At 34.2% G+C, this 21,221-nt stretch carries 16 protein-coding genes; 1 reads left to right on the top strand and 15 read right to left on the bottom strand.

Translation table 11 applies throughout. The features are described 5' to 3' along the window. From RSB60_RS06610 to RSB60_RS06640, 7 genes are all read right to left on the bottom strand, one after another. Positions 1 to 2,425, bottom strand: a 2,425-nt coding sequence (locus RSB60_RS06610; RefSeq protein WP_332615283.1) for a vWA domain-containing protein, incomplete at its 3' end; no start/stop codon positions are given. Between the two features lie 128 nt (positions 2,426 to 2,553). Continuing rightward, positions 2,554 to 3,543 carry a sugar phosphate isomerase/epimerase family protein gene (locus RSB60_RS06615; protein ID WP_332615285.1) on the bottom strand — a complete coding sequence of 330 codons (990 nt, stop codon included), beginning with the start codon at positions 3,541 to 3,543 and terminating at the stop codon, positions 2,554 to 2,556. 8 nt (positions 3,544 to 3,551) lie between these two features. Further along, the gene (locus tag RSB60_RS06620; protein WP_332615287.1) at positions 3,552 to 4,595 is read right to left on the bottom strand and encodes a Gfo/Idh/MocA family protein; all 1,044 of its coding nucleotides are present in this window, start codon (positions 4,593 to 4,595) and stop codon (positions 3,552 to 3,554) included. A gap of 21 nt (positions 4,596 to 4,616) precedes the next feature. Then, complete coding sequence (locus RSB60_RS06625) at positions 4,617 to 5,606, bottom strand: ABC transporter permease (protein WP_323381013.1); 990 nt, start codon at positions 5,604 to 5,606, stop codon at positions 4,617 to 4,619. Further along, positions 5,599 to 7,101: a sugar ABC transporter ATP-binding protein gene (locus RSB60_RS06630; RefSeq protein WP_332615289.1), complete on the bottom strand. Its 1,503-nt coding sequence runs from the start codon at positions 7,099 to 7,101 to the stop codon at positions 5,599 to 5,601. Before RSB60_RS06630 ends, RSB60_RS06625 begins: the two co-directional genes overlap by 8 nt. A gap of 73 nt (positions 7,102 to 7,174) precedes the next feature. After that, positions 7,175 to 8,269: a sugar ABC transporter substrate-binding protein gene (locus RSB60_RS06635; protein WP_332615291.1), complete on the bottom strand. Its 1,095-nt coding sequence runs from the start codon at positions 8,267 to 8,269 to the stop codon at positions 7,175 to 7,177. Between the two features lie 52 nt (positions 8,270 to 8,321). Beyond that, positions 8,322 to 9,338, bottom strand: coding sequence for a LacI family DNA-binding transcriptional regulator (locus tag RSB60_RS06640; RefSeq protein ID WP_332615293.1), 1,017 nt, complete (start codon positions 9,336 to 9,338; stop codon positions 8,322 to 8,324). Positions 9,339 to 9,655: 317 nt separating this feature from the next. Here RSB60_RS06640 and RSB60_RS06645 point away from each other — a divergent pair, with 317 nt between their 5' ends. Further along, positions 9,656 to 10,348: an alpha/beta hydrolase gene (locus tag RSB60_RS06645; RefSeq protein WP_332615295.1), complete on the top strand. Its 693-nt coding sequence runs from the start codon at positions 9,656 to 9,658 to the stop codon at positions 10,346 to 10,348. Positions 10,349 to 10,357: 9 nt separating this feature from the next. Here RSB60_RS06645 and RSB60_RS06650 read toward each other — a convergent pair whose 3' ends face one another. The 8 genes from RSB60_RS06650 to RSB60_RS06685 form a co-directional block, all read right to left on the bottom strand. Further along, positions 10,358 to 11,038: an HAD family hydrolase gene (locus RSB60_RS06650; RefSeq protein WP_332615297.1), complete on the bottom strand. Its 681-nt coding sequence runs from the start codon at positions 11,036 to 11,038 to the stop codon at positions 10,358 to 10,360. 42 nt (positions 11,039 to 11,080) lie between these two features. Beyond that, positions 11,081 to 12,412: an MATE family efflux transporter gene (locus tag RSB60_RS06655; protein ID WP_332615299.1), complete on the bottom strand. Its 1,332-nt coding sequence runs from the start codon at positions 12,410 to 12,412 to the stop codon at positions 11,081 to 11,083. Beyond that, complete coding sequence (locus RSB60_RS06660; RefSeq protein WP_332615301.1) at positions 12,402 to 12,842, bottom strand: MarR family winged helix-turn-helix transcriptional regulator; 441 nt, start codon at positions 12,840 to 12,842, stop codon at positions 12,402 to 12,404. Before RSB60_RS06660 ends, RSB60_RS06655 begins: the two co-directional genes overlap by 11 nt. A gap of 156 nt (positions 12,843 to 12,998) precedes the next feature. Beyond that, positions 12,999 to 14,183 carry an elongation factor Tu gene (tuf, locus tag RSB60_RS06665; protein WP_332615303.1) on the bottom strand — a complete coding sequence of 395 codons (1,185 nt, stop codon included), beginning with the start codon at positions 14,181 to 14,183 and terminating at the stop codon, positions 12,999 to 13,001. Positions 14,184 to 14,263: 80 nt separating this feature from the next. After that, the gene (gene fusA, locus RSB60_RS06670; RefSeq protein WP_323381022.1) at positions 14,264 to 16,339 is read right to left on the bottom strand and encodes an elongation factor G; all 2,076 of its coding nucleotides are present in this window, start codon (positions 16,337 to 16,339) and stop codon (positions 14,264 to 14,266) included. 18 nt (positions 16,340 to 16,357) lie between these two features. Beyond that, positions 16,358 to 16,828: a 30S ribosomal protein S7 gene (rpsG, locus tag RSB60_RS06675; protein WP_323381023.1), complete on the bottom strand. Its 471-nt coding sequence runs from the start codon at positions 16,826 to 16,828 to the stop codon at positions 16,358 to 16,360. A 16-nt stretch (positions 16,829 to 16,844) separates the two neighbouring features. Continuing rightward, a complete protein-coding gene (gene rpsL, locus RSB60_RS06680) occupies positions 16,845 to 17,264 on the bottom strand; it encodes a 30S ribosomal protein S12 (RefSeq protein WP_323381024.1) in 420 nt (139 codons plus the stop codon). 498 nt (positions 17,265 to 17,762) lie between these two features. Then, a partial coding sequence (locus tag RSB60_RS06685; protein ID WP_332615306.1) for an Ig-like domain-containing protein occupies positions 17,763 to 21,221 on the bottom strand: 3,459 nt, incomplete at its 5' end.

Genomic DNA, 21,221 nt, shown 5'->3' on the forward strand with positions numbered 1-21,221 from the left:
GCCAATGTTCAACTGTGTATTCAATTTCTTTTGTTTGTGTATCATCTTTTACATATGAGATTTCAATCACTGTTCCATCCGCAACGATATTACCTGTAGTTACTATATTATCATTTTGATCTTTGATTGAATCTACTTTGTATCCAACAGGTGCTTTGCTTAGTAATGATTCTGCTGTAACTTCAAGTTCTTTAGCACCATTTAACCATACTTTTTTTGTTACTGTTTCTTCAATGTTTCCATTTGGAAGTTGATGAATTACTTTATAAGTTACATCTGTCATTACACGATTATAATATAACTTCAATACATTTCCTGTACCATCTGTATTGATTGAAGTAATTGCATCTTTGTTTGTTTCGTCATAACTATAATTTGTAGTGTATGTATCATTTATATAATCACTTGCATAAATTGTTTTATTTACAGCATATTCAACTTGCTCAGATTGAATTGGAGTTTGTTTAATATAATTTCCATTTTCATCTTCTAAGTAATGTTCAACTGTGAAATCATAATATATAATTGTATACTCTTTATAACCATAATATACATTATGATCTTTCTTTAAAGCATTTACCGTAATATCATTTACTGTTGTAGAAAACATTGCATCATTTACTAATATATATTTTTTACCATCTAATTCAAAAGCTGCTGGTGGAGTAACACGATATGTATCAAAACTTAATACACTATCGCCATTCTTTTCATACATCTCTGTTTTTAATACAACACGTTTAGAAAAGTCTGTAATACTATTTCCTGATTGTGAAATAAGATTTCCACTATCATCAACAAGATAGTAGTTCATTTTAATTGAACCTTTATCACCTATTGTTAATACTGCATTAGGAATATCCTTATTTTTTGAAGCACCTGCATAATCTACATAATCAATATCTGCATTCTTATTTGTTTCTACAATACCGACCGCATCAGGATTGTTTACTTTTACATAAATTGTTAATTTCTTTTCTGTTTCTGTAATATCACCTAATGTCCATGTCACTTGATTTCCTACTACACTAGCTGTTCCATGTGTCATTTCTACACTTGTTGATGTTCCAGGTTTATTTGTAACTTCAAATACATCATCATTAATTACATCTGTGATGACAGCTTGAGTACCGGCAATCTTCATCTCGCCTGCCAACTCTTGATAAATTGGTTCAAGTTGTGTTAAATCTTTGATGTCTTTTGCATATTGTGAAACAGGTTCTGAAGCAAGAGGTTGAATATATTTTTCAAAAGGAACGAATGTTGTTGAACCTTCTGTTTGACTAGCATCTAATTGCAATCCCAAAGAATATATTTTAACGCCATCGGCTTTCAAAGTATCTGCATAAGACTTAGCTGTATCATAATTTCCCTTATTAGGAACTCCATCACTTAAGAAAATGATGAATCTTGGTCTGCTCTTATCAATACCATTAAACATACTTGTTGCATATCTAAATGCATCTTCATAGTTTGTCGCATTTCCATTCGGATTTAAAAACTCCCAAACTTTTTGTTGATAAAATTGTGTTGCAGTAAATTTACCTTGTGTCCCTACATTTATTAAATCAGTAGTTCCTAAAAACTTGCCACCACTTTCTTGATAACCATTGTCACTAAATGAAATCATACCTATTTTATTAGTGGAAGGTTTCCCATCAACATCCGCATATAATTGACTCACAAATGCTTGTACTGCATCTTTAAGAGGTGTCCAACGATCCATTCCTTGGACCATACTTTGTGAATTATCAACAATCAATAATACATCAGATCCTGTGATAACTGGATTTCCTTTTACTGTAAAATCAATCGCTGCAATACCATTTTCTTCATCAACCCATTGGGCTTCTTTTGTAACAAAAACAGCCCCTGGTTGGTCGTTATTCACCGAAGACATTCTAGCTTTTGAAGCCATAGTTGCTGAAGTTATACTGATTTCTGGACGATTGATATTTGCTTGATAATCATAATTGTAATAAATCACATTATCAGTCTCTGTAAGTACACGTGTTTCTGCACTAAGACTTGCTATTGTGTAATTATCCATTGTAAGACTATAATCACGAGCGTTAATTTCTTGTCCAACTACTAAATCTTCGATAATAACTTCTTTATTAACAAGATTATCATTTTCCATATATGTATGAATTGTTGATAAAGTTGTACGTACTTCTTTCACTTCCTCAGTTTTTTCTACTTCTGGAATGATTGGTGTTGCTTCTGGTGTAGCTTCAACTTCTGGTGTTGCAGAAGGTATTACTACTTCTTCAGGAAGTTGTGTTTCAGTTACTTCTTTTTGTTCATCTTGCGTTATAACTGGTTCCGCACTACTGTTTGTTGCAAAAACATTCCAACTTTCTGTTGGAACTATCGCAAATATTAATGTTAATGTTATAAATAACTTAACTAATTTCTTCATCATATTCATCACTCCTATTAACTGTCTCTATCATAAAGTATAGGAGTTATAATACGGTTATAAATTAAAAAAAGCTAAGATTTCACAAAGATTTTTTGTTTTCATTAGCTTTTTTCACTTTATTTATTCAATTATTCTGCCTTTAATGCGGCATCAAAACTTACTTCTGAGGGTTGAAAATCCCATTTTTTGATATATTCGCAAGCTTCTTTTGCGCCTGCCATTCGTTCCATACCACTGTCTTCCCATTCAACAGCAACTGGTCCTTGATACCCAATTTGATTTAATTCACGTGTTATATTATCAAAATTTACATCTCCATGTCCTAATGACACAAAGTTCCAGCCTCTTCTTGTATCTCCAAATTCAATATGAGAACCTAGTATTCCTGCACGTCCATCTAATCTAACTTTAACATCTTTCGCATGAACATTATAAATTCTGTCACCGAAATCACGAATAAATAACGCTGGATCCATTCCTTGCCATTGTAGATGGCTTGGATCAAAATTGATACCTAAAGTTTCACGATAATTAAGCGTCTCTAATAATTTTTTTGTCGTGTAATAATCAAAAGCAATCTCTGTAGGATGAACTTCAAGTGCTAATTTAACTCCACATTCATCGTATACATCAAAGATAGGAGTCCACAATTCTTTGATTCTATTAAAGCCATCATCAACCATTTGTTGAGTTGTTTGCGGAAATGAATACCAGAATGGCCATATTGGTGACCCTAAAAAGCATGTAACTACTTTAACATTCAATATTTTCGCTACCTTTGCAATATCCTTCATTCTTTGTATTGCCCATGCGCGAATCTTTTCTGGTTGATCTGCAAGATCATTTGGTGCAAAATTATTTAATCTTGAATCAAAATTATCGCCAACGCATTGGCCAACTAAATGAGCACCTAAAGCACTTATCTTTAAATTGTACTTTGCTAATGTTCCTTCAAGTTCTTTTACATAGTCTGGCTCAGTTAAAACTCGTGGTACATCTACATGAGCCTGTACTGCAAGTTCCAATCCTTCATAACCAAAACTGCTCATTGCTTTACATACTTCTTCTAAAGATAAATCTCCATATTGTCCACTACAAATTGATATCATTCTTTTCATATCTTCACCTAATATTTAACCTTTACTGCTGCATTTAATTTTGCTGATTCTTCTGCCGCAAGAACAACACGCATTGCCTTACTTGCTTCTTTACCTGAAATAGGTACTTCCTTATTATTTACAATCGAGTCAACAAAACAGTCAATAACACCCGTGTTTGTTCTTCCATTGTTTGTTTGTTCTTTGTTTGATGTCATTTGATCAAGTGCATATCGTTCTACATCACCATTTGGTTTTTCAACAATTAATGATGCCTCTGGATCTGCATAGCATTTGATAATTCCTTCAGTACCATAAATCACTGTTGAATTATCTTCATTACCATAGAATGTCCAGCTTACATGCATTGTTCCAATTGCACCATTTTTAGTTTGATAAATACAATATGAATTATCATCTACCGAGATAGGAGTTCCATCAGGAAATTTTTTATCCAATGTGCGAATCGCTGAAATTACTTCAACGATTTCATCATCCAACAAATAATGAATTAAGTCTGTTTTATGTACACCTAAATCCGCCATCGCTCCGAAGTGTGCTATCTTCTTATCAAAAAACCAAGAGTTTGCTTCTCCTGTCCAGCCTTCAGGACCTGGATGACCAAAGACTGTTCTGAATGTTAGTACTTTACCAATTGCTCCGTTTTGTATTAATTCATGGGCTTTTACGTGAGCTTTTGCGAATCGTTGGTTTTGTCCAATCATAAGTTGCACATTATTTTTTTCTGCTGCTTCAATCATTGCAACACATTCTTCAACTGTTGTTGCCATCGGTTTTTCGCACAACACATGTTTTCCTTTGTTTAATGCTTTGATACTTACTTCTGCATGCGCAACATTTGCTACACAAACACTTACCGCATCCAAATCCATACCAAGTAATTCATCCATTGTTTTGCATGCAACAGCACCGTATTCTTTTGCTAATGCTTCAGCACGTTCAAATTGATTATCATAGAAAGCTACGATTTTACAATTACTATTTTCAGCATATTCAGGTGCATGCCTTACTTGGGTAATTTTCCCACAACCAATAATTCCTACTTTTATCATAAATGCCCTTCTCTCTATCTATTATTTCTTTTTATTTTGAAAATTTTGTAATAATACTGCGATAACAATAATTGCTCCACTAATTGCACCATTTAAGAATGATGATACATCTGCACTCGTTAAGATATTACTGATGATCTTGAACATCAAGACACCAAGGAACGTTCCCATGATTTTTCCTTTACCACCACTCATGGCTGTTCCACCAATAGCTACTGCGGCAATGGCTTCCATTTCATAACCAACGGCTGCATTTGCAGATGCAACTGCTGTTAAACGAGATGCGTATAATACTGCTGCAATACCACACATAATTCCTGTTATTGTGAATACTAAGATTTTAGTTCTATCTACATTAATACCCGCTAAACGTGCAGATGTTTCATTACTTCCAACCGCATAAATATGTTTACCTAATTTTGTTCTTTTCATGATGATATTGAAAATAATTGTGACAACAATGAAGATAATCATCATGTAAGGAATTTTTATATCCCCAATTGGAAAACCACCTACTGCAATTTGTCTAAATCCGTTGTAAATTTCTTTGCTTACTGTAAATGGTCCACCTTGACCATAGAAGTTAATAATTGAACGACAAGCTGTTTGCATTGCTAGTGTTGCTATCATCGCAGGGAGATGTCCTTTTGCAACTAGTAATCCATTGACAGTACCTATGATTGCTCCACCGATAATACAGAAGATTAACATAATCCAAACACTACCCGTAGCATTTAATACAGTTATACCAAATCCTCCAAGAATTGCCACTTGTGACCCTACTGAAATATCAATTTGTCCAGCAGAGATAACCATACTCATACCCATTGCAATTAAACCAATCATTGCACTTTGTACAAAGATATTTGAAATGTTATTCCATGTAAAGAAATTTGCGTTCATTGTTGCTGCAATAATAATTAATAAGAAAAATGATAACCAATAACTGTAATCTTGAACAATTTTTTTACCAATTTCTTTTGGTGTTAAACCTTGAAATGCTTTAAACATTTGCATTTACCCCCTTTTTCGCTCCCGTAGAATATAACATAACGTCTTTTTCGTTTAGTTCGCTACGTTTTAGTTCAGCTTGAATTTCTCCTTTGTATAATACAAAGCAACGATCAGCCACTTTATAAATTTCTGGAAACTCAGCACTGAATACAATAACTGATTTACCTTGTCTTGCTAGTTCTAATATCAAATGATAGATTTCAAATTTTGCGCCGACATCAATTCCTTGCGTCGGATTATCAAATAACATGATACCTGCATCCGCTTCTAACCAACGTCCTAGAATTACTTTTTGTTGATTACCGCCTGATAGTGATGTAATTGGGTTATTAGGATTACCCACTTTAATCTTCATCGCTTCTTTCTCACGGATAAATCTTGCATCTTCTTCTTTATTGCTAATTAATAATTTTTTTAATTTTGTATTAAAATACGCCATTGACATATTGTCATAAATTGAAAGATCATTAAAGATACCTCTCTCTTTACGCATACGTGGAACTAATGCTACTCCATTTTTCATAAAGTCAATAATCTTGGCATTCTTCTTCATTTCTTTTTGATTTATTTTGATTGTACCTGTATATTTTTCTGCTCCAAATAGTGCATCTGCAATCGCTTCTCTTCCTGATCCTTGTAAACCAGTTATTGCGATTATTTCACCTTTGCGCAAATCAAAATTAATATCATGAAACAACTCACTTGAAAAGTTTCTTACTGACAACATAATTTCTTCTTGACTACTATTTGCTTTATTGTCAAACGAATCTTCTGCAAGATTGTGTCCAATCATCATTTCCGTAATTTGGCTTTCTACAACATCACTGAAGTTTCCTTCCGATACATAGTTACCATCACGCATGATAAAATATGTTTTACATATTTCGAATAATTCTGGCATCTTATGCGATATGAAGATAAAGCTTACACCTTCTTCACTTAATTGCCTCATGATATTGAACAAATTCTCAATTTCATTTGTAGATAAAGCTGTTGTTGGTTCATCCATAATTATAAGTTCAGATTTGAATAAAAGTGATTTAGCAATTTCAATTAATTGTTTTTCAGCTGCTTGTAAATCACCAACACATCCTAATGGATCAATATTAATTTTCATTCTTTCAAACACTTCTTTACAACGGCTTATCATCTCTTTGTTTTGCGTAATTCCATTCTTAGTAATTTCTTGAGCGAGAAACATATTTTCTACAACTGTCATTTCATTACATAAGTTTAATTCTTGATGGATAAATCGAATTCCATATTTTCCCGCCACATGAGCATTCGCAATATTTACTTCTTTACCATCAATATAGATTTTTCCTTTGGTAGGTTGTAGTGCGCCTGCAAGTATATTCATCAATGTTGATTTACCTGCTCCATTTTCTCCCAATAATCCAACGATATCTTTAGAGTTAATTTTGAAGTCAACATTATTTACTGCACGTACTGGACCAAAGTCCATGACAATACCTTTCATTTCAACAAGCATATTCTTACTCCTTTATTTAAATAAGAAAGTCGGTCAGTGACGACCGACTTCCAACATCATCATCAAATTTTAATTATTCGAAAATGCTGTAACGTTCTGTGAATATATCGCTTCCTCTATATCCTTCGAAATCAAACTTAACATCTCCACCTGCATTAGAAATTGCAAATGTAGGGATTAAGTAAACTCCGTCTGTTAATGTTGCACCTGTATAGTCAGTACCTTGTGCTGAAGCAACTCCTAAACGGATAGCTTCTCTAACCATACCTGGAGCAAAGTAATAAGTGATAAGTTTAACACCTAATTTAGTGTTTTCAAATTTATCTAATGTTTCTTTACGTCCACCGATTGAAGTGATTAATTTTAAATTACTTAAATCAGCTCCTCCTGAATATGCTTCTAAAGCGTTCATGATACCGTCAGCAATTTCATCATCGTGAGTAACGATTAAGTCTAAGCTTTCGATTTCTTCTTTAGTAGCTCCTGCTAACCATTCTTCCATTTGGTTTTGAGCAGTTTCAGAACTCCAGTTTGTAACGAATGTATCTTTCATTTGTACAAATTTAGCTGGATCAACTACATCATCCATACCTTTTGAACGTTGAACACCAACTGTTGATGCATCACCGATGAAACGTAAGTAATTAACTGCGTCATCTTCAGCATAGAATGTTGTTAAGTAGTTACCCATTTGAGTTCCGATACCAACGTTGTCACCCATGATGTCTCCAACGAATGTATCAGCTGTGAAACCATCGATTAAACGGTCATAGATAACAAGTTTTACACCTGCATCTGTAATAGATTGTGCAGCACTACGTAGAGCTTCACCTTCCATTGGCCATAAAACGATAACGTCTGGATTAGCACTTGATAATAAATTTTCGATTGATGTGATTTGATCAGAAGCTTCTAAGCCATCTTTAACGATAACTTCGATGTTTTGACCACTTGCATTAATTGCCTCTGCTTCTTTTTTAGCATGTGCTAAACTTTCACCAGTAAATCCATGGTCTCCTGAAGGAACGACAACTCCAATTACAATTTTGTCGCCAGTTGCAGCTCCACCATCTGTTGGTGCAGGTGTTTCAGTTTTTGGCGTTGTAGAACAAGCACCAAGAGCTAAAGCTAATAATGATACTAATAAAACTTTTAAACCTTTTTTCATCTTTCTTTCCTCTCTTTAATTTATGATTAACGAGTTTCCTCGTAGAATCCAATTACATTTGAGCTGTTGAACCACGTACCACAAGCTCGTGTCTTAATATTTCAACTGTTGGTTCTAAATCTGGGTTCATTAGTTTTTCTTGTATCTTTTCCATCGCAACTTCACCAAGTTGATAACAAGGTTGATTCACAGTAGATATTTGTGGAACCATCATTTCAGAATATTCTAGATTATCAAATCCAAGAATTGATACATCATTGGGTACATCTAAACCACATTCACGAGCTCCATAGATAGCTCCTAATGCCAAGATATCAGAGATACAAAACAAAGCATCTACATGATTTTTCTTTGAGAATAAATCTTTAGCTTGGCTTCTAGCACTGGAGAATGAATAGTCTTTAGAAGCATAAACAATATTCTTTTCTGCATTTTCTATACCATGCGCTTGACACGCATCAATGAAACCTTGTTTACGAAGCTTTGTAGAAATATAGTCATTGACACTACTCATCATCCCTACTTTTTTATGACCTATATTGATTAAATACTCCGTTGCCTCATAAGCAGCTCTGTAATTATCAATGGATACACGATCAATTTCTAAATCGGGATTATATTCACTACAGAAAACTACCGGATAATTTTTTGTGTAAGGGAGAAGTGCATCGTCATTAATATTTGTTGCTAGAATAATTGCGGCATCTGCACGGCGACTATCCAACATCTTCATTAATTCAAGTTCTTGTTCTTTCTCTCCATTGGTACTGCATACAAATGTACTACTTCCGTATTTTCTAGCTGTCTCATTAATTCCAGTGATGATGTTAGAGTAATATGGGTTAGTCATATTCGGTGTAATTACTAAGATTGCACCACTTGTATTCCTTCTTAAATTTCTTGCAGACAGATTAGGCTCATAGGATAATGCCTCCACTGCCTTGAGAACTTTTTCTCTGGTTTCTGGATTTACGAAGCACGTGTTATTAATGACTCTTGAAACTGTTGCCACTGAAACACCTGCCAATTTCGATACGTCACTAATTTTCACATTTGAATTCTTGTCCATTTTCACACCTCATGTAATCCATTACATGAACTCCTAAAAAAATATAACTTTTTACTAAAGTTCATCAAAATCTATTTCATGTTTCTAAATTACCATATGTTATTTATTTTTGCAAGCGGTTTCTGTAATCGATTTCATTCTTTTGTGAATTTTTAATCAATTGAATATTTAAAAAATCCTTTTACAATCGTTCTTTTTCGAATTTTAGTATTCTTGAAAATTATTTATAAATATTTAGTATTTTTATGCGAATAAGATACAAAACACACTAATTTTTATCTAAAATGGTAAAATAGAGATACCGAAAGGAGAATTATATGAAACTATTTAATTTTAAAAAAGAGCCTCAAACAGTTATTGTATGTATACATGGCTTCGGACAAAGACAACAAGATGAATTTATTCCTCTTGTAAACTACTTCAATAAGTATGAAGTAATAACGCCAGAACTTTATGACATCCATGACCCCCGTGATGATGAATGGGTTGATTGGGTACATCGTGCTGAACATGTTCTCGATGAAGCTGCCAGTCAAGGCAAGCGTATTATATTAATTGGATTTTCTATGGGTGGTGTACTTGCAAGCTATTGTGCTTCAAAAGCTAATGTTGATAAATTAGTCTTAATTGCTCCTGCCTTTGAATATGTAAATCTACCTAATGCTACAGGCTTTGTAACTTCATTATTTGAAAAGAAGGATGATACCCCATCCTCTTATCCAGAGTTACCACCAAACTTTACAATTACATTTGCAAATCTAGTAAATAATTGTAAACCAGCAATAGAAGATATTCATATCCCTACGCTTATTATCCATGGTAGTGATGATGATGTTATCTTACACACATCAAGTAAGAAATTCATCAAGAAAATCCCAACTGAAGAAAAATCTTTGATTACGATTGAAGGTGTTAAACATCGCGTTTTAGATCATCCAATTGGTGGCAAAATTGCATTAGAAAATATTCGATTATTCATGAACAACAAAATTGTAGTTAAAAACCAGTAATCACAACGATTACTGGTTTTCTATTTTATCAATTGCTTCCAAAATTTCAATAAACTCATGAATGCGAATTACATCGGTATCACAATGTCTCTCTTCATCATTCCAAATCCATACAGGAATACAACCGGCAAGATGTGCACCATAAACATCTGCATAAAATGTATCACCTACATAAACCATTTCACTTGGATTAACACCCAATTGTCTGCATGATTCATGAAATATTCTTGGATCAGGTTTATGAACACCTAAGTCACCTGAAACAATCACTGAATCAAAATATTCCTTTAAGTTACAATATTCTAATTTGCTATGTTGAGTTTGAGAATTACCATTTGTAATGCAACCTACTTTATAATTTTCTCTTAACTTAATTAATGTTTCTTTTACACCCTCTCTTAAGATTGAAAACGTATGGAAATCCTCTAACCATCGTTTTGTTAAAACATCAACCAATTTTTCATCAAGATTATAAGTTTTTACTAATTGTCTATAAACATAATCTTTATTTATAGTGCCATATTGATCCCATGTTAATAAGTTTTGCACGACACTTTCAAACTCTATTGTGTTTTCTTTTAGATCTGGAAAAACATAGTGAACATCACTTTTATATTTATCATATGCACATCGTGGACGGCAAGATAATGTGCCATCGAAATCAAATACAATTGCCTTAATTTTTGTCATATCTGCTACCTCGTTGTCTTATTATAAGCGATAATTCTAAATTTAGAAATACATATATTCATTTTTAGAGCGTATTAAACAAATGATGGATATACCAAGGCCAAGAAATTCTGCCAATGGAACTGATAGCCAAATTCCATTATATCCAATGATTTGTGGTAAAAGTAAAATTGATAATACAAGGAAAACAAAGGTTCTCAACATAGAAATAAATGCTGAAATTTTACCATTTGAAAATGCTGTGAATAACGCCGATGCAAAGATATTGAATCCTGTAAAAGCGAAACTAATCGCAAACAACATAAATCCTTCTTTTGCTATATTGAATACTTCCGTATTTGGTCTTGCGAAGATTCCAATTAATACATCTTCAAACTGCATTGATACAACCATCATTAGTATGGATGAAATAAAGATAATTAACATACTCATTTTGAAATATTTTTTTATTTTACTATAGTTTTTTTCACCATAGTTATAGCTGAAAATTGGTCCTACTCCTTGTGAATATCCAATAAAAATTGATGTTAATAGAAATTGTGCATATAAAATAATTGTAATTGCTGCTACTCCATTTTCACCTAAGTACTTTAACATCATGATATTGAATAAAAATGTTGTAACTGAAATTGATAAATTCGTAATCATTTCAGAAGATCCATTAGTACAAGTTTTTAATAATACGTGTGATCGTAGCACGGGTTTTACAAAGTGCAGCAGTGTTTTTTTCTTAATTCCAAAGTAGTAAATCCCATAAATTGCTGGAATAGAATAACCGATTCCTGTTGCAACTGCAGCACCGCCAATTCCCATTTGTAAAATTGCGACAAAAACATAATCTAAAACTATATTTGCAACGCCACCAATCAAAGTTACTATGAGTCCTAATTGCGGCTTTCCTGCTGTCACAAAGAAATTTTGGAATAACATCTGAAAAATTGCCATTGGAGTAAACATAATTATAATAACGGCATAATCATGACAATAATCAAATAATTTATCTGTTGCCCCTAGCAATAAAATAATATTATCGATAAATATAACTCCTACAATTGCTATTATGATACCTAGTATCAATCCAAAAACACAAATTAAACTAAAGTTTTCGCGTGCTTCTTGTTCCTTACCTTCGCCCATATTTTTGGCAATAATTGCACTTCCACCAGTCCCTAACATGATAGCTACCGCAACCACAACACTTACTGCAGGATATACAATATTCACTGCAGATAATGCATAATCATTAATTAAATTGGATACAAAGACACCATCAACCATTGTATATAATGCCATAAAGACCATCATCGCTGTAGGTGCAAATGTAAACTTTAATAATGTCCAAATTGTAAAATCTTTTCCTAAACTATTCTTCATTTTCCATCACCCTTATATATTCATCTTGGATATCTTGTAGGATATCACTAAATATTTTTCTCTCCTCTAAACTATATTTTTTCTCTATATTCTGTACACTTCTAGTTAGTGCTTTCTCATATTGTTTATAGTAGGGTTCACAATCTTCACTTATCTTCAAATAAAAAACTCGTTTATCTTGTTCGCTTTGAATTTTAACAACAAGTCCTTGTTTAATTAACTCATTTACTTTGAGTGTTACAGCTGCTTTTGATATCCCTAACTTATCCGCAAGTAAACTACCTGTGCATAGGGGAATCAATTTTATCAAATCCAAGTACAATAACGAATTATAGCTAATTTCCCAACCCTCTTCTTTATGATTCATTACATATAATTCATTCAATGTAATTTGATAATGATAGTTTTTAAGTACTCTTTTAAGTTCCATATTCCACCTCTATAGTTAAGTTAACTTAACTATTTTATATGATTTTTTACGCAAAATCAAGTTATACAGAAGAAATACGACATATGTCTCATTTCTGTTCATAACGCACAAAAAAACTCAAGATTTCTCTTGAGTTTATTGTTATTTATCAATTTCTTATTTAATGATTTCGATAACGTTTCCAGAACCTACAGTTCTTCCACCTTCACGGATAGAGAATTTAGTTCCTTGTTCAACAGCGATTGGCGCGATTAATTCAACTGTCATTTCGATGTTGTCTCCTGGCATAACCATTTCAACACCTTCAGGAAGTTTTACAACTCCTGTTACATCAGTTGTACGGAAATAGAATTGAGGACGGTAGTTTGTAACGAATGGTGTATGACGTCCACCTTCTTCTTTAGTTAATACGTACACTTGAGCTTTGAAAGCTGTATGTGGAGTAACTGATCCAGGTTTAGCTAGACATTGTCCACGTTCGATTTCATCACGAGAAACACCACGTAATAATGCACCGATGTTGTCTCCTGCTTCAGCATAGTCTAATAATTTACGGAACATTTCGATACCAGTAACAACTGATTTTTTAGTGTCATGAATACCAACGATTTCGACTTCTTCGTTAAGGTTTAAGTGTCCACGTTCAACACGTCCAGTAGCAACTGTACCACGTCCAGTGATTGTAAATACGTCTTCAACAGCCATTAAGAATGGTTTGTCTGTTTCATGAGTTGGTGTAGGAATCCATTCATCAACTGCATTCATAAGTTCAGCAACTTTTTCTTCCCATTTTGGATCGCCTTCAAGAGATTTTAATGCAGATCCACGGATGATTGGAGTATTGTCTCCATCGAAACCGTAAGCAGAAAGAAGTTCACGAACTTCCATTTCAACAAGGTCGATTAATTCTTCATCATCAACCATATCGCATTTGTTTAGGAATACTACCATTCTTGGAACACCTACTTGACGAGCAAGTAAGATATGTTCACGAGTTTGAGGCATTGGTCCATCAGTTGCAGCAACAACTAGGATTGATCCATCCATTTGTGCAGCTCCTGTAATCATGTTCTTGATGTAGTCAGCATGGCCTGGGCAGTCCACGTGTGCATAGTGACGAGCGTCTGTTTCATATTCAACATGTGATGTGTTGATTGTAATACCACGTTCTTTTTCTTCTGGTGCTCCATCGATTTGGTCGTAAGCGCGTGCTTCAGCCTTTCCTGATTTTGCTAAAAAGTTTGTAATAGCAGCAGTTAATGTTGTTTTACCATGGTCAACGTGGCCAATAGTACCAATATTAACGTGTTCTTTACTTCTGTCAAATTTTTGTTTTGCCATTGTGCAAATTCCTCCTAATTTTTATATGTACAGCCAAATATATTTTAAGATAAACACTTAAATAATGCAATATTTATCGATTATTCTTTAGCGTTTTTCTTTGCGATAGTTTCTGCAATGCTCTTAGGAACTTCAGAATAGTGATCCATTTGCATTACATAGTTACCACGACCTTGCGTAAATGAACGTAGGTCAGTTGAATATCCGAACATTTCAGAAAGTGGTACATGTGCTTTTACTTTAACAGCATTTCCAATTTCTTCTTGATCACGGATTTGTCCACGACGTTTAGTAATATCACCCATTACTGAACCTAAATATTCAGCAGGTGCTGTTACGTCAACAACCATGATTGGTTCAAGTAGAACTGGTTTACATTTCTTAGCTGCTTCTTTAAGCGCCATACTTGCTGCAATCTTATATGCCATTTCTGATGAATCGACATCATGATAAGATCCGTCAAATAATGTTGCTTTAATATCTACAACTGGGTAACCTGCAACTAAACCATTGTTTAATGCAGCTTCCAATCCTTCTTGAGATGGTTTGATATATTCTCTAGGAACTGTTCCACCAACGATAGCGTCAATGAATTCAAATCCTTTTCCTTCTTCATTAGGTTCGAAGCGGATCCATACGTGACCGTATTGTCCACGTCCACCTGATTGACGAACGAATTTACCTTCACACTCAGCAGTACCACGAATTGTTTCACGGTAAGCAACTTGTGGAGCACCAACGTTAGCTTCAACTTTGAATTCACGACGCATACGGTCAACGATGATATCTAAGTGAAGTTCACCCATACCAGCGATGATTGTTTGTCCTGTTTCTTCATCAGTGTAAGTTTTAAATGTTGGATCTTCTTCAGCAAGTTTTGCAAGTGCAAGACCCATTTTATCTGAGTCAGCTTTTGTTTTAGGCTCAACTGACATTTGGATAACTGGTTCAGGGAAAACCATAGATTCAAGGATAATTGGAGCCTTTTCATCACATAGTGTATCACCTGTTGTTGTTGCTTTTAAACCTACAGCCGCTGCAATATCACCAGCATAAACTTGTTCAATTTCAGCACGGTGGTTTGCATGCATTTGTACTAAACGTCCAAAACGTTCACGAGTATCTTTAGTAGCATTTAACACATAGCTTCCTGAAGATGCAGTACCTGAGTACACACGGAAGTAAGTTAAACGACCTACGAATGGGTCAGTCATAACTTTAAATGCTAATGCTGAGAATGGTTCACTATCATCTGCATGTCTAGCTTCTTCAACACCATCTTCAGTAACACCCATAATTGCAGGGATATCTAATGGTGAAGGAAGATAATCAAGAACTGCATCTAACATTAATTGAACACCTTTATTCTTGTATGAAGATCCACATAATACTGGGAAGAATTCAGAACAAAGTACTCCCGCACGAATTGCTCTTTTAATTTCTTCAACTGTTGGTTCTTCACCTTCTAATACTTTCATCATAACTTCATCGTCATAGTCTGCAACCATTTCAACTAAAGTTTGACGAAGTGTTTCAGCTTCATCTTTGAATTCATCAGCAATTTCAGTTTCTTCAACATCTGTACCTAAATCATTCTTGTACATATATTGTTTACGTTCAATTAAATCAATAATTCCTCTAAATGTATTTTCTACACCAATTGGAAGTTGAATTGCAGCAGCTTTTGCTCCAAGACGATTACCAATTGAGTTAACAGACATTAAGAAGTCTGCCCCAGTAGCATCCATTTTATTACAATAAACGATACGAGGTACTTTATATGTTGTTGCTTGTCTCCAAACAGTTTCTGTTTGAGGTTCTACTCCAGCTTTTGAGTCAAGAACTGTAACCGCACCATCTAATACACGAAGTGAACGTTCAACTTCAACTGTGAAGTCTACGTGACCTGGAGTATCGATAATGTTTACACGGTAACCCTTCCATGATGCAGTTGTAGCTGCGGAAGTGATTGTGATACCACGTTCTTGTTCTTGAGCCATCCAGTCCATTTGTGAAGCACCATCATGAGTTTCCCCAATTTTGTGTGTCTTCCCTGTATAGTAAAGGATACGTTCTGTTGTAGTGGTTTTACCAGCATCGATGTGAGCCATGATACCGATATTTCTTGTATGTAGTAAATCAAATTCACGTGCCATAACTGTATATCCCCTCTACTACCAGCGATAGTGAGCGAAAGCTTTGTTCGCATCAGCCATTCTGTGAGTATCATCTTTCTTCTTCACTGAAGCTCCTGTACCATTTGCAGCATCAATGATTTCATTTGCAAGTCTTTGTTCCATTGTTTTTTCATTTCTCAAACGAGAATAGTTAACGATCCAACGAAGACCTAATGTTAATTTTCTTTCAGCAGAAACTTCTACTGGTACTTGATAGTTTGCACCACCAACACGACGAACTTTAAGTTCTAAAAGTGGCATAACATTTCCTAATGCTTTTTCAAATACTTCCATAGGTTGTTGTCCAGTTTTTTCTTCGATAATGTCGAATGCATTGTATAAAATTGTTTGTGCAACTCCTCTTTTACCGTCTAACATAATCTTGTTAATTAAACGAGTAACAAGTTTTGACTTGTAAATAGGATCTGCTAATACATCTCTTTTTGCTATATAACCTTTTCTTGGCATGTCTTAACCTCCTATCCTATTTCGCAGCCTTTGGCTTTTTAGTACCGTATAATGAACGAGATTGATTACGTCCGTTTACTCCAGCACAGTCCAAAGTTCCGCGGATAATGTGATAACGTACCCCTGGTAAGTCTTTAATACGACCTCCACGAATCATAACCACACTATGTTCTTGTAAGTTATGTCCAATTCCTGGAATGTAAGCTGTAACTTCCATCCCGTTACTTAAACGTACACGGGCATATTTACGAAGAGCTGAGTTAGGTTTTTTAGGAGTCATTGTTCCCACACGAGTACAAACCCCTCTCTTTTGAGGACTAGATAAATCTGTTGTAGTGCTCTTTAAAGAGTTGTAACCTTTGTTTAAAGCTGGAGATTTTGATTTCCAAACTTTATTTGTACGACCTTTACGTACTAACTGATTAATTGTTGGCATTAATAGTTCTCCTTCCGATTTAAGCACACACTTCCAAGCGTGCCATACATTAGCATAAATAATAGTTTCCAAGAAAGGAAACCCAATAGTCGCTAAGCCTTATCATTCTAAATCATTTCATGTTATCTTGTCAACAGATAAAGGTTGAAATATTCACATTTCATTTAAAAGAAGTACTTTTCAGTATTTATTGATAGATTATTTGCTTATTCACCTCTCATAAACCGCTTGAATTCTTCAAATATTTCCTGGTGAATAATTTCTTACACATTAATCAAACAATTGAAAAGGGCATTGTAAATGCCCTTTTCACGGTATGGTACTTGGTCAACGTTGGATTTTCTTCAGTGATGAAGCATCATCACTTGCGGGTTATTGGTCAATAGGTTCTGTTTGGTTTGTATCAGGATTTGTTCCTTCAGTCTCAGCTGATCCATCAATTTTTTCTGATTGTTCAACTGTTGTAGGATTTTTTGTTGCATTAGAATCAGTAACTGGTTATGTAATAACTTCTTCAGGTGTATTACTTGGAAGTGATTTAACTTCCAAAACTACTTCTTCTTCATCATCCCAAGGATTTACTGATACATCAAATCCTGGTTGTGTTGTCGGGACCGTTTTATAAACAGTTATATCTTTATCTAGTGTAATAGGTCCAGTAAATTGACTTCCATCTTGATTAAAGTACCCTTGAGTAACGTATTGAACAACTGTTCCTTTCATTGCAATTTGATAACTTGCAGTGCCATTATCTTCCATGTATTTAATCGCTTGAATTCCACTGCCTTCAACATTCACAAATGTAGTATTTGCCCACATTGAAACTACACTACCTTCTCCTATTGAAATAGTTCCGCCTTGAATCACTTTAAGAGTTCCACCTGTAGTAATTGTTAGTGAACGCCCGTTACTAACTTCAATGCTTCCATTGACTTGACATTCACCCTCTACCGATAAACTTACTCTTTGGTCCAATTTTTTACCTGCAGCAATTGCCATTGAACTTACTGTCATTGTATAGTTTGGTTGGCTTAGCGCATTAGAATAACGAATAGTTGTATCAACTTTCATATCGAAATTTGTTTTTGTTGAAAACCCTGAATTCTTCCCAAAGACTATTTCAATTGGTTTATCTTCTACTACTAATAACTTATATTTTTCAATTACTTCATCACCACTTGCCGCAAGATAAACAGTATCTGCATTTTTAACATAAGCCATTGGCATTAAACCACTTACTTGTGTTGTACCTGATTCGAGTTTTGTTCCAACAGTTACTGATAGGAATGCTGTTTGTTTCAACTCCGCTTCATCAACTGCTGCTGTGTATTCAGTGCCGGAAATCCGTGTTGCGTTATATGTTTTTGAACCAACATTTAAAGTAACAGGTTCACTTTCTGATATTTCAGTGGTAAACACCATTTTAACTTTATCCGTATCAATTAATGTAAACGCTGGTTTTTCACTGACTTCTTGTCCAAGTGACACATAGAAGTTCGTTTCAACAGTTTCATTATTTAATGGTGATTTTCCTATACTTGCTTTTACCAAATATTTACCACTCACTGCACTTGATGGAATTGATAAATCATATGTAGGATAATAATCTTTTTGACTATAATTTCCTGTATATGTAAATGTCCATCCTGTTACCTCAATTTGATTTTCATCAAATACATTAATTTTTACATTTTGATAACGTTCCGCTTCTATATTTGACCAAGGTCGGATATCAAACCTTAAGCTTGTTGCTTTTTCTTTTTCTACTAAAATTGGATTATCAATTGCTCCACTTTCAACATTTGAAGCTCTTACTAAAAGTATTTCATCAATACTTTTAGATTTAATTGTAAGACTTGCACTTTCAGTAAATACTGTATTGCTGTCTATTTCTTTATTTAGTAATCCAGATTCACCTTTTACAACAGTCCACGCACCCATATTGAGTGTTGGAACAGAACCTAATGTATTGCCTTTTTCAATAACCTTGTATCCATTCTCATAACCAGTAGCATCTGTTGTATAGTATTCACTTAATGTATCATCTTTATATAAAGCAATCACTATTTCATTTTGACCTACTACTTTTACTGTTGCTGTTTTAGTTACTCCTGAAGCAATCGCCGAGATTGTTGCAGTTCCTGATGCAATTGCTTTTAAATTTCCTTCAGCATCAACTGTTACAATTTTGCTGTCTGATGAACTCCAAACAGCAGAAGTTTCTTTACCTTGATAATTCATCACTAATTTCTCAGTTTCATCTAATGAAAGTACTACATTCTCTTTATTTAATTTAAATTCAGTTGTATCGACATCCGGTGCCCCACCTATAAATGCAACTTCTTCTTTAGTTAGCAATGTTCCATCAATCCATATGTTATCAATACTTTGGAATCCTAGAGGGCGATATGAAACAAATTTCATTTCTCCTTCTTTTGATTGTAAATCTGTATTCACAAATTTGATTGTATTTGCAGCACCCTCACTGATTGAATTACTGCCCCCAATTCTTACAACAGCTGCAGCTTTTTTCTTAGTATCTGCATTCTCTTCGTTTGTTGCTTCTTTCGCAATCAAAGTACTATTACTTACATTCACTACATTTCCAAAGCTACGAATCTCTAAAGCTGACGTTTTATCTTCTGCACCAGCGCCAGCTACAACTGGAGTGCCTGCATTTAATGTTGATTTATCTATCGTTAGCTTAACTTGATTATAGTTTTCTTGAAGTACAACAGCTCCATATGCTTCATTTGATACTGCCGTACTATTTAAATAACAATTTTTGATATCAATTGTTGTATTTGTATCTATTGCATTGCTAAATGATCCCGCTGATGTCATGACCGCTGCCCAACCATCAATAGTGCCACCATCAATTGTTAATTTTTGATTCTTATTTCTTAAGCTTACTCCATAATAATACACATCAATATCTGTATTATTTAAAGTTACATTAGCACCCTCCCCGGTCATTCTTACTCCGACCGAAGTTAATTGTCCTTTGTTTTCAGTAGTTATTTTAGAATCAACAATACTTACATTCGCATTCCCAGTTACTCCAACAATACCATTAGAACCATATCCTGCCGTTGGCATTTCTACTGTTAATTTCTCTAAAGATACATTCGCTCCTGTTGTATTAGTAACTTGAATTGTACCTACAATTTTTGAGTTTAGGTTTGTACCAATTATTTTAATATCATTATCTATTTCTAAATTTTCAGTGTATGTGCCTTCTGCTAGATAAACATGACCTGCTAAATAAATTTCAGCATTTGTATATGTAACAACATGATCTGAACCAATGCTCCAATCTTGCCTTGTATATCCATATGTGCAATCATTATAAACATTTGCTTTCGCTAAATTCACTTCACTTGTTTCATCAATTCCCAATGTTGTAGTTGTTATTGAATCCCCTAATCGGTCACTTGTAATATTTTCTGCAACAACTATTGCAGCTGAACTCCAATTTGGAACTTTATTGTTAAATCCATTAAATGTGTTGTTACTAATATTATAATTTGGTGTTGCTGTTTCCATAGGCCAAATAACAACTCCATTACCAATTGTATCTAATGATTCTGGCAAGTTAAATGTATTATTTAAAAGACTAACTGATTTAGTCGCAACATTAATTCCATTTTTTAATGAATCAACGCCACCACCACGAATTGTCAAATTAATATTACTAATTGTAACTCCTGATGTTCTAATATTAAATGTTCCATAAACATTATTTCCAGTAGTTCCATTAATTGTTACTGCGCGATTTACATCATAAGCTGTATAGTCAGATGTAGAACCTAATGTCCCTGAAATAGTAATGATTTCTTTATCTCCAGCTAATGCATCCTTCAATTCTTGTGGCGTAGTAACTGTAATTGTTTTATCAGGTATTGGTGTTGGAACTGGAGTTGGATTTGGTGTTGAAGGTGGAACTGGTGTAGGTTC

It is taken from the genome of Anaerorhabdus sp., from assembly GCF_036657415.1.
In the GTDB taxonomy this organism is placed as follows: domain Bacteria; phylum Bacillota_I; class Bacilli_A; order Erysipelotrichales; family Erysipelotrichaceae; genus Anaerorhabdus.

Coding starts and splice junctions, on each gene's coding strand:
- RSB60_RS06615 (WP_332615285.1), bottom strand. CDS start 3,543: ATGAAAAGAATGATATCAATTTGTAGTGGACAATATGGAGATTTATCT.
- rpsG (WP_323381023.1), bottom strand. CDS start 16,828: ATGCCAAGAAAAGGTTATATAGCAAAAAGAGATGTATTAGCAGATCCT.
- RSB60_RS06655 (WP_332615299.1), bottom strand. CDS start 12,412: ATGAAGAATAGTTTAGGAAAAGATTTTACAATTTGGACATTATTAAAG.
- RSB60_RS06625 (WP_323381013.1), bottom strand. CDS start 5,606: ATGTTTAAAGCATTTCAAGGTTTAACACCAAAAGAAATTGGTAAAAAA.
- RSB60_RS06620 (WP_332615287.1), bottom strand. CDS start 4,595: ATGATAAAAGTAGGAATTATTGGTTGTGGGAAAATTACCCAAGTAAGG.
- RSB60_RS06640 (WP_332615293.1), bottom strand. CDS start 9,338: ATGGACAAGAATTCAAATGTGAAAATTAGTGACGTATCGAAATTGGCA.
- RSB60_RS06660 (WP_332615301.1), bottom strand. CDS start 12,842: ATGGAACTTAAAAGAGTACTTAAAAACTATCATTATCAAATTACATTG.
- fusA (WP_323381022.1), bottom strand. CDS start 16,339: ATGGCACGTGAATTTGATTTACTACATACAAGAAATATCGGTATCATG.
- RSB60_RS06645 (WP_332615295.1), top strand. CDS start 9,656: ATGAAACTATTTAATTTTAAAAAAGAGCCTCAAACAGTTATTGTATGT.
- tuf (WP_332615303.1), bottom strand. CDS start 14,183: ATGGCAAAACAAAAATTTGACAGAAGTAAAGAACACGTTAATATTGGT.
- RSB60_RS06650 (WP_332615297.1), bottom strand. CDS start 11,038: ATGACAAAAATTAAGGCAATTGTATTTGATTTCGATGGCACATTATCT.
- RSB60_RS06635 (WP_332615291.1), bottom strand. CDS start 8,269: ATGAAAAAAGGTTTAAAAGTTTTATTAGTATCATTATTAGCTTTAGCT.
- rpsL (WP_323381024.1), bottom strand. CDS start 17,264: ATGCCAACAATTAATCAGTTAGTACGTAAAGGTCGTACAAATAAAGTT.
- RSB60_RS06630 (WP_332615289.1), bottom strand. CDS start 7,101: ATGCTTGTTGAAATGAAAGGTATTGTCATGGACTTTGGTCCAGTACGT.